A 13,701-nucleotide genomic window follows, 5' to 3' on the forward strand; every position below is an offset into this window, starting at 1 on the left:
CGGGCTCCTCTCTGGCTTGATGGCGTTCGCAGTGTGGCATGGGCAAGCACCTGTGGCCGACTACTACTTCGCCGGCCCATATGACCGCCATGACCGGGAGTACGCGAACGGATGCCTCGCCGCCAGCCCCTACCGGCACGACACCGTTCAGGCCACGGCCGACGACGGTGTCCTGACCGTCACCCCGGTGGCCGGCGGGGCGACGCTGCGCCTGGGCCCAGCCGAGGACGGCAGCACCCATCCGCTGCGCCCGCTTGACAAGGCGACCCAGGCAGTGCTCGCCGAGTACGGGTGCTGAACCGCCCGTACCGCCGCTGGATGTCGCCAAGGGCAACATGGTCCGGGGGATCACCTTCCGCAGCACCAGGAGCTGTGGGGCGGTGGCTCCGGTGCTTGCGGCGGTGCGCGGCAAGGCACACGGCCTTGCTCAGGGCTCATGCCGCGCCCGACCACTGCGGCGCCCACGCGTCCACCGCCATCTGCCCTGCTTCGACGGCCAGTTCCACGGCCGCCTGGACCGCCCAGCGCCGGACGGTACGAAAACGCGGCCACCTCCTCCAGACGGAGGGGATGGCCGCACTTTCGAACGCCGAGGGGTAAGCCCCGCAGGCCGTCCGGAAGAATGTCTGAGGCTCGGCCCGGTAGCCCCTTCTGCTTCTGTCTGTGCCGGAGTTCACGGAAGGTCAGGTGCTGTCCTGGACGGACAGTGTGATGGGGTGGGTCCGTGCGAGATTGCAGCGCATGGACACAAAAGGGGGCAGAAATTGCAGGGCACCATACGTCGGCATGGGTCGTGGCGGTGGGCGGTGGGCGTGATCGTCGCGGCGTGGGCGGTCAGCGCGGGCACGGTGCTGCCAGCGGCCGCCGATACTGACCCGCGGGGCTATCTCACGAAGATGAAGGCCCGCGAGATGTGGAAGGTCGCGGACGGCAGCGGCGTCACGGTGGCCGTCATCGACAGCGGCGTCAAAGACGTTCCAGGGCTGGAAGGGAGAGTCCTTCCAGGCATTTCGTTCATGGAACCGCCTTTCGAGTAACCGGATCATTCCTACCCGCCGCACGAGGATTTCGTCGGGCACGGAACCACGATGACCGCAGCGATCGTCGGCGACGGCTCGGCAGGCGGCCCGCAGGGCCTGGCTCCCGGCGCCAAGGTCCTGCCGATCCGCACCAGCATCGGCACACCCATGGCCTTTGCCGTAGGCGGGGAAATGGCCAAGGGGCTTCGGTACGCGGCCGACCACGGAGCCAAGATCATCAACCTGTCCCTCGGTGTTTGGGAAGGGCCGGACATGAAGCTGGTCAGGCCGGCTGTCGAGTACGCCCAGAGCAAGGGTGTACTTATCTTCACGGCCATGGGAAATGAAGCGGAGGAGGCTCACAACTTGAACAACCCCATCGCTGCCTTGCCTGGAGTCATCGGTGTGGGGGCCGTCGACGACGACGCTGCCCCCATGGGGTTCTCCTCCTACGGGCCTGACACGGACGTTTCCTCCGTCGGCAACACAGTCGTGAAGCGCTGCACCAACAACACCGGCTGGTGTGAGGGAGACGGAGGAACCTCGTACGCCACCGCTCTGGCCTCCGCCTCAGCCGCGCTCATCTGGTCTGCTCACCCTGACTGGACCGCAAACCAGGTGGCCCGAGTTCTCATCCAGACCGCCGGCGCCCCCCTCGACGGCTCCAAGCGCACCGACAAGATCGGCTACGGAGTCGTCCGCCCCCGCAAGGTGCTACTCGATCACGAGGGAAACCCAGGCGCCCCTGACATTGACCCCCTGGCCAGCCCAGCTCCCGTGAAGGCCCCCGCCCCCAGCGCTGCACAAACAGCTACGGCACCACGCCGGGCCGAATCCGCGGCTGCGGAATCCGGGACAATCCCCTGGAAGTGGCCGGCACTCGGAGCCGTCGCCGCCGTGAGCATGGGCCTCGGCATCACGGTGCTCGTCAAGCGCCGTCGCCGTTGACCCGGCCAGGCCACCCCAGCCGAGCGACGAGCCCTGTAGTCCGGCCGCGCACCCGCTCCAGAAGGCGGGCGCAGGCGCCCAGAGACGACAGCCCCGCCCTCCCTCAGGAGGTCGGCAGTCCGTCGCGACTGGCCATTCGCTGATCGTCCGGGGCCAGAAGACGGCAGCGCGGCCAGCTCTGGTGGCCTCGTTGGTTGCGGCGGGTCCGGCGGCGAGGGCCAGCACAAGGGCCCGTTGGCCGACGCGGTAAGCGCGGGCGGCAAGGTAGGTCTCGGCGAAGGTTTAGGTCACTGTGGCCTCGCGGGCGGGTGCCGCGGCGCGGTAGTCCTCGGCAGCGCGGGCGAGGAGTTCGGCGGCGGTAGCGTCGGCGTCCTCGATCATGACGCCTCCCGGATGGCGGCGCGGAGCCGGAGCGCGTACTCGCCGCGGGTGATCGGTTCGGTCACCGGCGGGGCCAGGGAGCGCACCAAGTTCAATCAGCCCGGCGGCGAGCCGGCGTATGCGTAGAGACAGTTGCCGTCGGCGTCCTGGCCTACGAATACGTATACGCCGAACCCGCCGCCTCCAGGCGCCAAAGCGACAGCAATTAGGGCACACCCACCAAACAGGACGGGAGGGGAATTGTCTTCGCTGTCCCGGGTGAGTGACGTGCAGTCTTTCTGGAGATGCTCGGCGAGGCCGCTCAGGCCGCCTCGTTCCGGGTAGCGCTTGCAGAATGGACACGCGTCTTTATTTTCTGTCACATCGGGCATGGCGACACGCTTTCCATCATCCGAGATAGTCACAGTCATGCCCCCCGAGTAAGACCCCCGATAAACATGATTCCGCGCGCATCCTGGTGCGGCAACCGCAGGTCGACAGCCGATTGAGCTGGCGAAACACCACCAAAGCGCGCCCAGGCGGTCCTCGGGCCCGACGATGCCATCGAGTTCGTGCGCCGGGCGGGCCGGCCCGATCCGGACTCGTGGCCGCCCTGGATGGAGTGGAAGGGCCGCGGTCCCACCGTGTGGAGCCCGGAGCCGCCCGCCTGACCTGCGTGGCTGGCGCGGCCGCCGTCTGGTTGGCTCGGTTGGTTGTAGAGAGGGCTGGAGAGATAGACTCGAACATGTGTCCGATCTATCCGCTGCGCGTCTTGAGCTGCTCCAGTTCCTAGAGAAAGTGCAGCTACGCGACCTGGAGCGGACCCGCGGGTGAACCGCCGAAGAAGAGCAGCGCCTCGCCCTGGAGGAAGCCCGGCGCCCCCCGCCGCCTGCCCCGGACTGGCTCATCGAAGGCGGCATCGGTACCGGCAGGCCCCAGGTCCGCGTGCACGTCGGCGGCTGCTGGGACACCCGGACCCGCTGCAGGCCTGCCTCTGCGGATCAGGCCCGGCGGGCACTCGCCGAGGGCATCGAGGCCTGCACCCACTGTCGGCCCGATACCGCGCTCGGGGTGCTGGACTGACCGCAGCGCCGCAATCGCCACGTCGCCGATGATCGAATGGCGGGGCGGTGGGCCCGACACCTGGCCGGCGCCGTGGGGCATGGAGACGCCGTAACGCTGCCCGGCCCGGGGCGGTTACCTCCGGCGCGCTGCTCGGCGACGCGCAGTTCGGCCTCGCTCACGCTGAGGACGCTGCGGCCGGCTCGGTCGAGGAGGTGGGTGATGCTCGCTCGGCGGGCGGTGCAGCCGCTTGTGTCGACGGCGCGCGGGGCGGGCCGCTGGGTCATGGCTGGCTCCCGAGGATCTGGCGGGCTACGGAGAGGGCGCTCTCGATGAACTGATTCGGCCAGGTGAGGACATCCGCGTTACTGAGGTTTTCAGGTTGTCGTCGGGTAGTGACGGTTGATGATCCCTGCGGTATGCCGGTGAGGTGAGGTATCCAGAGGGTGGGGGCCTGACTGCTGAGCGTCGGACGTTTCGTGAGGGGATCCGGCTTCAGGCCGGCGAGCGGTTCGCGGCGGGTGAGAAGACCGCGGTGATCGCGAGGGACCTGCGGGTGAGTGTCACGGCTCATGGCCGAGGACCCACTGGATGACGAGTAGCACCAGGATCGGACAGCCGGGGAGACAGCCGCACAGGCTGCTTCCTATGAGCGTGGCTCCCAGCCCTGTTCGACGGTGCGCTGGGACATTCGCTTGGACACAAGAAGGGCGGCCTTGGCGGCGCGCGGGCGGCCGACCGAACGCAGTTCCTGCGCGAGTGCTTTCCAATACGGGGGATGCTCCGGATGGAGGGTGAGCGCCTGCCGTAGGGCATCGCCCTTCAGTGGCCGGGCCCAGCTGCCCCGCGGAAGGGGGCCTGCTGGGTCCGGCCCAGCAAGTAGTTCGTCGACGAAGCTGTGGCATGACTTCCAGGGGAGTGCGATCCGCCAGCTGGGTTCGCCCCAGTCTGGTGGAAGTTTGTCGGAGGATCCGTAGATGGGTAGGGGAAGTAGGAGCCGCTCCCGCCGGAATCTCCGTCCGGACGTATCTCCTCGGTTCAGGAAACGCTTCTCGAGGTCGCGTTGGTAGCTGAGGAACTGTGGGAGGCCAGCGTTGCCCTCAAGGCCGACCTCCATGTCGACCGTGGCAGCAGAGATGTCCGCTGACATCTCCTCGAACTGGGACACAACCGCACGCAAAGCAGTGGACGGGTTCGCCACAGCCATCGCCACGCTGTGCATGACCAGCGTAAGCAATCCCTGCAACGCGGCCACAGAGGACAGCCACTCGTCGAGACTGCTCGCTGCGCGTGTCTTCTCGACCTGGCTCCAGCCACGTACGACGAGCGACTCAACAGCCGCGCGTCCGTCCGCCGTGAGGCGGACAGGCTCGGCATTCTCCAGAGTGGGATAGAAGACCAGCCATTCGCCCGGCTTCCTCGGCAGCCTTCCCTCCATGAGAGAGGCCACTAGTTCCTGAGGGGAGTTGGTGCGCGCGCTGACGATGATCAGTTGGGCGACCACCATGATCGCGGAGAACACGCTCGCCACCTGCCCGGTCTCCACCAGGTCGGCCACATAGTCCACAGCGGCGCGCAGCCCGGATTCGTGGCAGATCCAAAGGGTGGACCGGAGCACGCGAAAGTACTCGCCCTCCCGGGCGGAGTCGTCGTCCGGAACCAGATTCCAGTGAACGAGGAATGTACTCAGCCAGGTGAAGGGTGACAGCTTGGAGGGTACGGTGACGTGACCGGCCAACGGGCATCCAGGCGGCCAGGTCGCGCCGACATGGCGGTAAGGAATCTGTGCTGCGGCGTCCGTGAACTGCAGACCGATAGTGTCTTCCAAGACCGCTGTGACCTTGAGGAAGGGAATCTCACGGGCCTCGCAGTAATACCGCACACGGGAATGCTGCTTACCGCCGTCGAAGTCCCACTCGTCGGTCCGGCACATCCGCCCGAAGAGCATTGCCTCCTGGAAGTAGGCGTTCACCAGATCCAGCAGCGGTTCGGCCTCGCCTGCTAGGTCGGCCGTCAGGAGCCTGGTGACGTTCACAGAGCCAACCCCACGACACTGACGATGTCCCCACTGTGCTCTGCAACCAGTCGGAAGCTGGTGATCAGCCACTCCTGCATCGATGTTCCCCGCGTCTTGTCGTACTCGATGCGCTCTTTGAGCAACGCAACGCAGAGCCGGTCCAGCGCTCCCTTGGCGTCCGTCGGGTTGGCCTCGTGTGCGGCCAGGGCGAAGACCTTGCGCAGGAGGACGCGTACCTCGTGTTGTTCCGTGGCCGTGTTCAACGGCACGTATACGGCGCCGGCGTGGCTCGCCCAGTCGTGGTGGAAGAACAGCACACCGGGCAGGGGAGGAACGTACGTGCCTTCGAAGAGCGTGCGCACCATCTGGTAAGCCGGGTGGACACCCTTTCCCAGGTGAAGCCATGAGGAGAAGGACCGGTCGTCGACGGCCACGGGGGTCGGCGCGGGCTCATCGAGGGTGAACAAGGCGAGGACGTCCGGTCCGCTGTCGTCGGCGAGCGTGCCAGACCGCACGTAGTCGGCGACCGCGGTATCGGCCACCGGGTGGAAAGCCAGGAATGCGAAGACCTTGGCGACCTCCTGCAACGCGGCAAGGTTCTCCGGCTTCAGGAGCTCCTGGATGTCTTTGACGTTGCCCTCAAGATGCTTGTTCTTGTCCGAGGCGGCCTCTTCGAGGATGGTCGCGAGTGACAGCGTCAGCATGCACGTCCCTTTCGAAGCCGTCAGGGCCAAAACGATGACATGCGAGGCCCACTCCGGCGTCACGGCACACCCGGCGCGCTCCGCAGTCGCCGACACTTTCGCCAGTCCAGCCGTACGCGCTTGTCGACGCTTCAGGTCTGCGACCGCCTCAATCCCGGCTGTCCCAGAGGGCAGCCTCGCACTCGCCCCGGGTTCATACGGCGAAGCAGTCGGTGCCCTTCCCTGAGTTACGGAGGTGTGCAGGGTGGGGTTGGCGATGTGAGGGTCAGGCCGGTGGCGGTGAGGCAGCCGTCGATCAGGTGGGGCCGGAGTTGGATCCTGCGAAACTCACGGCGGAGCTTGTGGTCGAGATCATCGGGTGCGTCGAAGGCAGTGTTGGCCATGGCCCTGCGCACGAGTGACCAGATGGCCTCGACGGGGTTCAGGTCGGGTGCATAGGGCGACAACCGGACAGTGGTGAGCCAGTCGTGGTCGGCCTCGTACTGCTTCAGCCCGGCGGTCAGATGGGTGTTGAGATTGTCACAGACCACCACGATTGGGCCGCCGAGCTGGATGTGGGCACGAACGAGCAGGTCGCGGTAGTCCTTCCAGGAGAAGCTCCTGCGGGCGCCCTTGAGCAGGAGATGGGTGCGGGGCCGGTGGATGAGACGGCTCCTTTCGCCGGGTTTGTAGCAGCACAGGGCCGCAATCGAGGTGCGACGGCGGGGCCTGCCTCTCACCCTGATTTCGGGGGTGTTTCCGCGCCGGCCCCAAGTGCGGGCGCGGGGCGGCGTCATGGAAAATCCGGCTTCGTCCTCGAAGACGATCCAGCTGCCATACGCCGCCGCGAGCCTTTTACCTGGGGCCACACCTCCTGCTTCCACCGCTCTACCGCGTGCTCGTCGCGTTCGAGGGCTCTGCGGGCAGGTGCCTGCCACGACCAGCCGTGCCGTTCCAGCAGCCGCCACACCGTCGCCACCGACAGGGTCAGCCTCAGTCGGCGGCGGATCACCGTCTGGACCCGAACCAGAGTCCAGCGTTCATCGTCGATGCCATGCGCTGACGGACCCTTGCCGAGTTCCTCCTCGAGCACGGCGAACTGGGCATCGGTGACGGTTGGGGAGTTCGCCGGACCCGTCGAGCGCAGGGCCGCCATGCCACCGTCGCGCCAGGCGCGGCGCCATCGTTCCACCGACCGCGCACTCACCCGCAGGTCCCTCGCGATCACCGCGGTCTCTTCACCCGCCGCGAACCGCTCGCCGGCCTGAAGCCGGATCCCCTCACGAAACGCCCGACGCTCAGCAGTCAGGCCCCCACCCTCTGGATACCTCACCTCACCGGCATACCGCAGGGATCATCAACCGTCACTACCCGACGACAACCTGAAAACCTCAGTACAAAGCCAAACGTCTGATGCGAGGCGGGTTGTGGTGCCGTGGGTGCCGTCGAGGAGCTGGCAGCGGGTGGTTGGCGACCTTGCCCGGCGTGTCGGGGGTGACCGGCGGCTCCGGAATGGGGTGTCTTCGTGGCCGGCCTCGGTGTGCTCGGGTATGAGATCGGCGACGGCCGCGCGGACAGCGGCGGCCTTCTCCGGCTTGATGGCCGGACGGCGAAGGGGCAGCTCACCGTGCGGGAAGCCTGGAGGAAGCAGCAGGCGGCGATCAGGTTGCTGGCGGCGAAGGCGGGGAGAACGCCGGGGTGACGGCGCCCGCCCGGCGCAGGGCGGGGGAAGCGAGGCCAGCGTCCAGGGGCTCGGCCCGAGGGGTCAGGAACAGGGCAACCGCGGCGGCCAGGAAGGCGATCAGGGCCCACGTGTAGAGGTGCAGGCCAAACAGGGCCCCGGCGTAGCCGGGATCGGGGGCACGATGTGCATCAGGACCTGGGTGGCGGAGACGGTGCTGTCGATCAGCGCGGCCGACATGGCCCAGCCCAGCCGGCCGCCCACGCCCAAGCGGCGACCTCACCCTTGGGGGACCGGGCGGTGATCCAGGCGGTGTCCAGCGTGACGGGTAGCAAGAACATCCGCTGAAGCAGGCACACGGGGCCAACGAGAACACGAACAGACTCCTGCGCGCGTGCTTCCCCGAAGTACACCGGCCTCGCCCGCTACACCCCTCGTGCAAGGCGAACGCGAGCTCAACGAACGCCCCGCCTCACCCTCGGAGACCGGACACGATCACTCGAAACCGCCAGGTGTCGGCGTCCGGCCGCAGCCACGGGGAGACGTCTGCCGCCAGCGCAAGCCGACCGCCGCCGGCTCGGGGAAGCGGGACACTGGTCAGCGCCCGCCGTAGCCGGGCGAAGTCGATCCGGCCGCGGTTGATCCCAGAGTACAACGCTCCGTGCCCGCGCCTATGCTCAGGAGCCAGCGCCAGGTCCACGAGGGTCCGCACCGGACCGTCGGTGCACAACGGCGCGTCGTGCAACTCGAACAGGACATCGCTCCGCGCAGGCAGGCAGGCCTATAACTCCGACGGGAACTCCGCCACCACCGTGAACGCGTCTCCTTGAACCTCATGCTCGACCATTCCCATGATCCGGGGCAGGATCGAGATGGCCCTGTTGCGCCGGGCCCTGGCCCTTCTGGTGGACGCCGGACAGTGGCGAGTGGACGACCCGCCCATCCTGGTCGTGCTGGACGCGGGCCATGGCGCGCCCCGCATTTCCCACCCCTTGGCCGACCTGCCCGTGGAGGTTCTGGGGGCGGCGGCGACCGCGCAGGCGTGGGACCGGCTCCACCCCTGGCTGAATCGGCGAGCCGCACGGGGTGACCACGAGGGCCCGTTGCCGGTCACTGAGGGCACCGTGATCCGGTTGACGGTCGAGAGGCTGCCCAGCAGCGGAGCAGAGTGAACGACCGCTCGAAGCACGACCACTCCGTATGGGAGGGAGTCGTGCTCGCGGCCCGCGAGCGTGGCAGCACTCTCCGGCCCCTGATGGTCGAACGCCTCGGACTGTCGGGCGACGTGCAGTACGACTGGTCACTGGACGACGCGCGGATCAGCTGGTCACGTGAGGGAAAGGTGTTCCTCACCGGTCAGCTCGCCATGATCGGCAGCGCCTCGCCCAGCAGTCCCGGCTGTGATCCTGGACGAACGAGTCACTGCCGCACGCAGCCCTGGGCGACATCGACCAGGTCCGGCAGTTCGGCGAGAAGAACGACCACCCCGTCCTTCCGTGGCCAGGCTTCGACCACCACCCCGAACTCGTCGCCGAAGCCCACCGAGCCCCTGTGGACAGACTCCATAGACGACGTGCAACTCCACTTCCTGGTCCACGACCTGGATCTCATCACTGCATGGCGTGACGGGACCCTCGCGCCCGAGCTGCTGAATGCTGCCCGTCGGACGTCAAACGTCAGCTTCAACTGCGCGGCGCGCACCAGGGACGCACCGCTGACGCCGCCCGCCTGCTCCTACAGCGAATCAGCCACTCCATAGACCTGCTCGACCAGCCCCTGTGGGAAGGAGCAAACTCGGCAAACCAGAGAAAACACCAGCCCACCGCCCCAGCCCCAAGCCCGCCAGGCCCCCGCGCCACCGCTTGACCCACCACACCGGCACCTGGCCCCGTGCCTACCTCACCCATCTCGGACTCAGTAGGCGGTGAAGCCCCCGTCCACTGTCACCACACTGCCGGTGACGCGGCGAGATTCGTCCGCGGCCAGCCACAGAGCGGCCGAGGCGACGTCCTCCGGTTCCATCAGGGCGTTCATCGGCTGGGAACCGACGAAGATCTCCTCGTGTTCCGCGACCGGTACGTCGAGGGAGCGTGCGATCTCGGCCAGCATGCGCCCTTCGGCGTGATCGTCGTCCCGGACCGAGCCCGGGCAGACGGCGTTGACCCGCACCTTGTGCGGGGCATAGTCCAGGGCTGCCGCCTTCGTCAGACCCACCAGGCCGTGCTTGGCGGCAACATACCCCGCGAAGTGGCGGTATCCGACCAGGCCGGCGGTGGAGGCTATGTTGATGATGCTGCCCGATTTCTGGCGGACCATGTGGCCGCCGACGGCGCGGATCAACCGCCACGCGCCCGTCAGGTCCACATCCAGCATCAGCTGCCATTCCGGCTCGTCGATCTCGTGGACGGGGCGTCCCGACGGTGCGGCGATTCCCGCGTTGTTGACCAGCACGTCGATCTGTCCGAACCGGTCGAGCGCGGTACGGACCGCGGCCTCGACCTCGGTACTGTGCCGGACATCGGCCTCAGCCACCAGCACGGCCGCTCCGGCTTCCCTGCACAGCGCTGCCGTGTGGTCCAGCTGACTGGCCGAGCCGAGTGGATACGGGACGCCGGCCAGGTCGGACGCCACGTCGAGAAGGATCAGGTCGGCTCCCTCCCTCGCGAAGGCAACGGCCGTGGCGCGGCCGAGGCCGCGTGCCGCGCCGGTGATCAAGGCGGTCCTGCCTGCCAGGCGGCCGGTCATCGTGCCGTCACCGGACCTTCCAGGAGGGCCTCGGTGACGATCCGGAGCACGTCCCCCGCGCTCTCGGTGAGATACATGTGGCCGCCCGGGAGCTCGGTGCTGACGAAGCCGCCGGTCGTGGCCTCCACCCACTGGGCACATTCCATTGCACTGACCAGATCGTCGTCGGCGCCGCGCAGCGCCGTGATGGGCGCGTTCAGGGGGTCCTGGTACGAGGGGCGGTAGTTCTCATGCATCTCCACGTCGGCTCGGAGCAACGGGACCAGCAGTTCGAGCATCTCTTCGTCCTGCATGGCTTGGTGCGTGTATCCGGCGAAGCCCTGCACGCGGGTCAGGAACTGCTCGTCGCTCAGCCCGGTGGCACGGCGGGCCCGGGGCTTCCACGGGCCCGCCGATCCGCTGACCACGAGCCGCTCCACCGGCAGCCCGCCCAGGTCGCCGATCCGGTGCGCCAGTTCGTACGCGAGGACTGCGCCGAGGCTGTGGCCGAAGACCACGATGCGCTCCGCGCCGTCCAGCTGGGGCTCCAGCCACGCCCAGGCCTCGTCCATCGCCGAGGAGGCGTCGGTGTGGGTCTCGTCGAGGAACCGTTCCTCGCGGCCGGGCAGCTGGACGGCGGCTATGCGCAGACCATCAGCGGCGAGAGGCTGCCACTTGCGGAAGAAGGAAGCTCCGGCTCCGGCGAACGGGAGACAGACCAGGACGGTGGGCTCGATGGATTGCATGGGTACCTCTGCTTGGGGTCCGGGTGGGGAGGGGGCGGCTGCTACCGGGAGGCGCCGTCGAGGTCGAGCACCAGACGGTCGAATCCGCGGAAGGTCCGGTTCTTGCGCCAGGCGACCTCCTTCACCGTCGCGTCGGGGAACCGCCTGGCAAACCCGGTGAGGAGCTGGGCGACCGTGATCCGGGCGAGGGGAGCTCCGACGCAGTAGTGCATGCCGAAACCGAAGGCGACGTGGTCGGAACGGTCCGCTCCCTGGTGATGCGTGGTGGGGGCGGTCGGCAGCTGCGGTGTGTCGAAGAGGTCACGGCCGGTGAGGGACACCAGTACGAGGTCTCCCTCCATGACGGTCCTGCCGCCCAGTTCAGTGGTGGACGTGGCGATGCGGGCGACGTGGCCGAGCGGTGCATAGACCTCCAGGGCCCGCTCGACCACTTCCTTCGCCGCTTCGTCAGTGTCCGCTGCGGCGATCCGGGGGGCCAGGCCGTTGCCCAGCATGTGCCAGAGGGAGAAGCCGATCAGGCCGACCGTGGTCTCGAGCCCCCCGAACATCACCATGGAGGAGGTAGCCAGACGGTCCCATTCGCTGCCGCTGGCCCGGCTCCAGATGCTGTCCTCGTCGGGGGCGTTCTTGATGAACTCCCCCATCTCCCGGAGCGCGTCCTGGGCGCCGACGGCGCAGTCCCGGCGGTAGGAAGTGCCGAGGAAGTCCGTGAGCGCCTTGGCCCAGCGGTGCAGGCTCAGGTGGTCGCTCCCGGGCAGGCCGAGCAGCAGGCCGATGGTCCGGGCCGAGATCCGGTCGGCGAGTTCGGCAACGGCGTCGTGACTCTCCGAGGCTGCGTACGCGTCGAGTTCCTCGTCGACGATGACCTCGATGGTCTCCTCCAGCCTGCGGATGCGGCGCGGGGAGAAGAGCGGCTGGACCGCACGGCGGGCGGTGGTGTGCCGGCTGCCGTCGAGCAGGACGAACCACCGGCGCATCGTCTCGATGAGATGCGAGCACTCCTCGTGCATGTCGGTTGGCAGGTAGCTGAGATTGGCAGCCTCAAGGGTCTCCGAGGAGAGGTGGGGGTCCTCCAGAGCGGCCTGGGCCGCCTGCCGGCCCCACACCACCCAGCATCCGAGTTCGTCGTAGTACTGGACCGTGGAAGCGGTGGAGGTGTCGTCTGTCGTCACGTTCTGTCCTTCTCTGGGATACCGGCGGACCGATGGCTGGTGGGGAGGTCGCGCTGCCGCCTCATCGGACCGAAGGCCAGGATGACCCAGCAGGGTGCCAGGAGTCCCGTCATGATCCACATGGCGGCGCGCGGCCCGAGTGCGTCGCCGATGAATCCGCCGAGCAGCGAGCCGAGGGGGATGGTGCTGTGATTGAGCACCATGGTGGTGGCCACGACACGTCCCAGCAGCCCGGGCGGGCAGTACGTCTGGCGGAAGCTGCCGAGGACGACGTTGCACGACGTAATCCCGACGCCGATCACGAACGCTCCGCCCGCGTAGAGGACCAGGCCGGCCCCTTCGGTGGCCAGGGGCATCAGCAGCGCGAAGGGGCAGGTGAGGAGTTGCATCAGCAGCATGCCGCGACCGGTGCCGAAGCGGCGTCCGACGGCTTCGGCGACGACGGCCCCCACGATGCCGCCGATGCTCCCGGAGGTCAGCAGCATTCCGACGGTGGCGGAGTTGACCCCCACCGTGCGTACCAGGAAGACCACTTGGACCGCCTGGTAGCCCATCAGGGCCAGGTTGACCAGGGCGCCGTATATGACCATGGGACGCAGATAGCGGTCACGGAGGACGAACCGCAGCCCCTCACCGATCCTGCTCCGCAGGCTCTCCGCCGGGGCATCAGGCGCCGGCGGCGGCTCCGTGGCCCGGATCGAGGTGAGACACAGCGTGGAGACCAGAAAGGTGAACGCGTCGAGGAGCAGTCCGGCGACCGCACCGATGAACTGGGTGATCAGGCCGGCGAGTCCGGGGCCCGCCACGTTGGTCGCCGACTCACTCGCCTGAAGCTTGGAGTTGCCTTCGAGCAGATCTCCCTCCGTCAGGACGGTGGGCAGGTAGGCGTGGTTGGCGGTGTTGAAGAACACCGCGCTGGTGCCCAGGGCCAGCGCGACGATCAGCAGCTGCGCGAAGGTCAGGGCGTCCAGCCAGGCCGCGAGCGGGACACTGGCGCAGAGCACCGCGGACACCGTGTTGCAGACGATCATCACGGGGCGTCGGCGCATGCGGTCCACCCAGGCGCCTACCGGCAGGCCGATCAGCAACCAGGGCAACCAGACCACAGCCGCCAGGGCGCCCACCGCCGTGGCACCTGTGTCCAGCACCGTGACCGCGATCAACGGCAGGGTCACGGAGGTCACGCTGTTTCCGAGCGTCCTGGCGGTCTCACCGAACCACAGGAGCCGGTAGTCCCGTATTCGCAGCACCGAGCCACGCAATGTCGTGTTCATGAACCTATCTTGTGC

12 protein-coding genes and 3 pseudogenes are annotated in these 13,701 nt (G+C 67.9%); 7 read left to right on the forward strand and 8 right to left on the reverse strand.

The window, feature by feature from the left end; translation table 11 throughout:
• The first annotated feature begins 52 nt into the window (after nucleotides 1–52).
• The 5 genes and pseudogenes from SLAV_RS00505 to SLAV_RS43500 form a co-directional block, all read left to right on the forward strand.
• Nucleotides 53–298: a hypothetical protein gene (locus SLAV_RS00505; RefSeq protein ID WP_030239966.1), complete on the forward strand. Its 246-nt coding sequence runs from the start codon at nucleotides 53–55 to the stop codon at nucleotides 296–298.
• Nucleotides 299–806: 508 nt separating this feature from the next.
• A complete protein-coding gene (locus SLAV_RS00510; RefSeq protein WP_051841439.1) occupies nucleotides 807–1,037 on the forward strand; it encodes a hypothetical protein in 231 nt (76 codons plus the stop codon).
• A 33-nt stretch (nucleotides 1,038–1,070) separates the two neighbouring features.
• A pseudogene (locus SLAV_RS00515) lies at nucleotides 1,071–1,967 on the forward strand (S8 family serine peptidase); the annotation flags it as partial.
• A 1,266-nt stretch (nucleotides 1,968–3,233) separates the two neighbouring features.
• Nucleotides 3,234–3,410 (forward strand): DUF6233 domain-containing protein, encoded by a 177-nt coding sequence (locus SLAV_RS41990; RefSeq protein WP_267884278.1) that lies wholly within the window; start codon nucleotides 3,234–3,236, stop codon nucleotides 3,408–3,410.
• 409 nt (nucleotides 3,411–3,819) lie between these two features.
• Nucleotides 3,820–3,954, forward strand: a pseudogene (locus SLAV_RS43500) (IS630 family transposase); the annotation flags it as partial.
• A gap of 81 nt (nucleotides 3,955–4,035) precedes the next feature.
• On the opposite strand, the gene SLAV_RS00525 reads toward SLAV_RS43500, so the two are convergent.
• The 4 genes and pseudogenes from SLAV_RS00525 to SLAV_RS00545 all read right to left on the reverse strand — a co-directional run.
• Nucleotides 4,036–5,424, reverse strand: a complete 1,389-nt coding sequence (locus tag SLAV_RS00525; RefSeq protein WP_030239970.1) for a hypothetical protein — start codon at nucleotides 5,422–5,424, stop codon at nucleotides 4,036–4,038.
• Nucleotides 5,421–6,110 (reverse strand): hypothetical protein, encoded by a 690-nt coding sequence (locus tag SLAV_RS00530; RefSeq protein ID WP_158740940.1) that lies wholly within the window; start codon nucleotides 6,108–6,110, stop codon nucleotides 5,421–5,423. The genes SLAV_RS00525 and SLAV_RS00530 overlap by 4 nt, the downstream gene beginning before the upstream one ends.
• A 227-nt stretch (nucleotides 6,111–6,337) precedes the next feature.
• A protein-coding gene (locus SLAV_RS43505) for an IS630 family transposase (RefSeq protein WP_425276215.1) occupies nucleotides 6,338–7,422 on the reverse strand; the annotation gives its coding sequence in 2 pieces (ribosomal slippage) (nucleotides 6,338–6,973 and nucleotides 6,976–7,422; 1,083 coding nt in all).
• Between the two features lie 859 nt (nucleotides 7,423–8,281).
• A pseudogene (locus SLAV_RS00545) lies at nucleotides 8,282–8,545 on the reverse strand (transposase); the annotation flags it as partial.
• A 76-nt stretch (nucleotides 8,546–8,621) separates the two neighbouring features.
• On the opposite strand from SLAV_RS00545, the gene SLAV_RS00550 reads away from it, so the two are divergent.
• Together SLAV_RS00550 and SLAV_RS43330 are read left to right on the forward strand one after the other, a co-directional pair.
• The gene (locus SLAV_RS00550) at nucleotides 8,622–8,942 is read left to right on the forward strand and encodes a hypothetical protein (RefSeq protein ID WP_030239978.1); all 321 of its coding nucleotides are present in this window, start codon (nucleotides 8,622–8,624) and stop codon (nucleotides 8,940–8,942) included.
• Between the two features lie 274 nt (nucleotides 8,943–9,216).
• Nucleotides 9,217–9,396, forward strand: a complete 180-nt coding sequence (locus tag SLAV_RS43330; RefSeq protein WP_335341818.1) for a hypothetical protein — start codon at nucleotides 9,217–9,219, stop codon at nucleotides 9,394–9,396.
• A 288-nt stretch (nucleotides 9,397–9,684) separates the two neighbouring features.
• On the opposite strand, the gene SLAV_RS00560 is transcribed toward SLAV_RS43330, so the two are convergent.
• The 4 genes from SLAV_RS00560 to SLAV_RS00575 are packed head-to-tail and all read right to left on the reverse strand — an operon-like array spanning nucleotide 9,685 to nucleotide 13,686.
• Complete coding sequence (locus SLAV_RS00560; protein WP_030239980.1) at nucleotides 9,685–10,515, reverse strand: SDR family oxidoreductase; 831 nt, start codon at nucleotides 10,513–10,515, stop codon at nucleotides 9,685–9,687.
• Nucleotides 10,512–11,240 carry a thioesterase II family protein gene (locus tag SLAV_RS00565; protein ID WP_030239982.1) on the reverse strand — a complete coding sequence of 243 codons (729 nt, stop codon included), beginning with the start codon at nucleotides 11,238–11,240 and terminating at the stop codon, nucleotides 10,512–10,514. Before SLAV_RS00565 ends, SLAV_RS00560 begins: the two co-directional genes overlap by 4 nt.
• A gap of 41 nt (nucleotides 11,241–11,281) precedes the next feature.
• Entirely contained in the window at nucleotides 11,282–12,412 is a 1,131-nt protein-coding gene (locus SLAV_RS00570) for a cytochrome P450 family protein (RefSeq protein ID WP_030239984.1), read from the reverse strand.
• Nucleotides 12,409–13,686, reverse strand: a complete 1,278-nt coding sequence (locus tag SLAV_RS00575; protein WP_030239987.1) for an MFS transporter — start codon at nucleotides 13,684–13,686, stop codon at nucleotides 12,409–12,411. Before SLAV_RS00575 ends, SLAV_RS00570 begins: the two co-directional genes overlap by 4 nt.
• Nucleotides 13,687–13,701: the final 15 nt, after the last annotated feature.

Source organism: Streptomyces lavendulae subsp. lavendulae, from assembly GCF_002803845.1.
Classification (GTDB): Bacteria; Actinomycetota; Actinomycetes; order Streptomycetales; family Streptomycetaceae; genus Streptomyces; species Streptomyces lavendulae.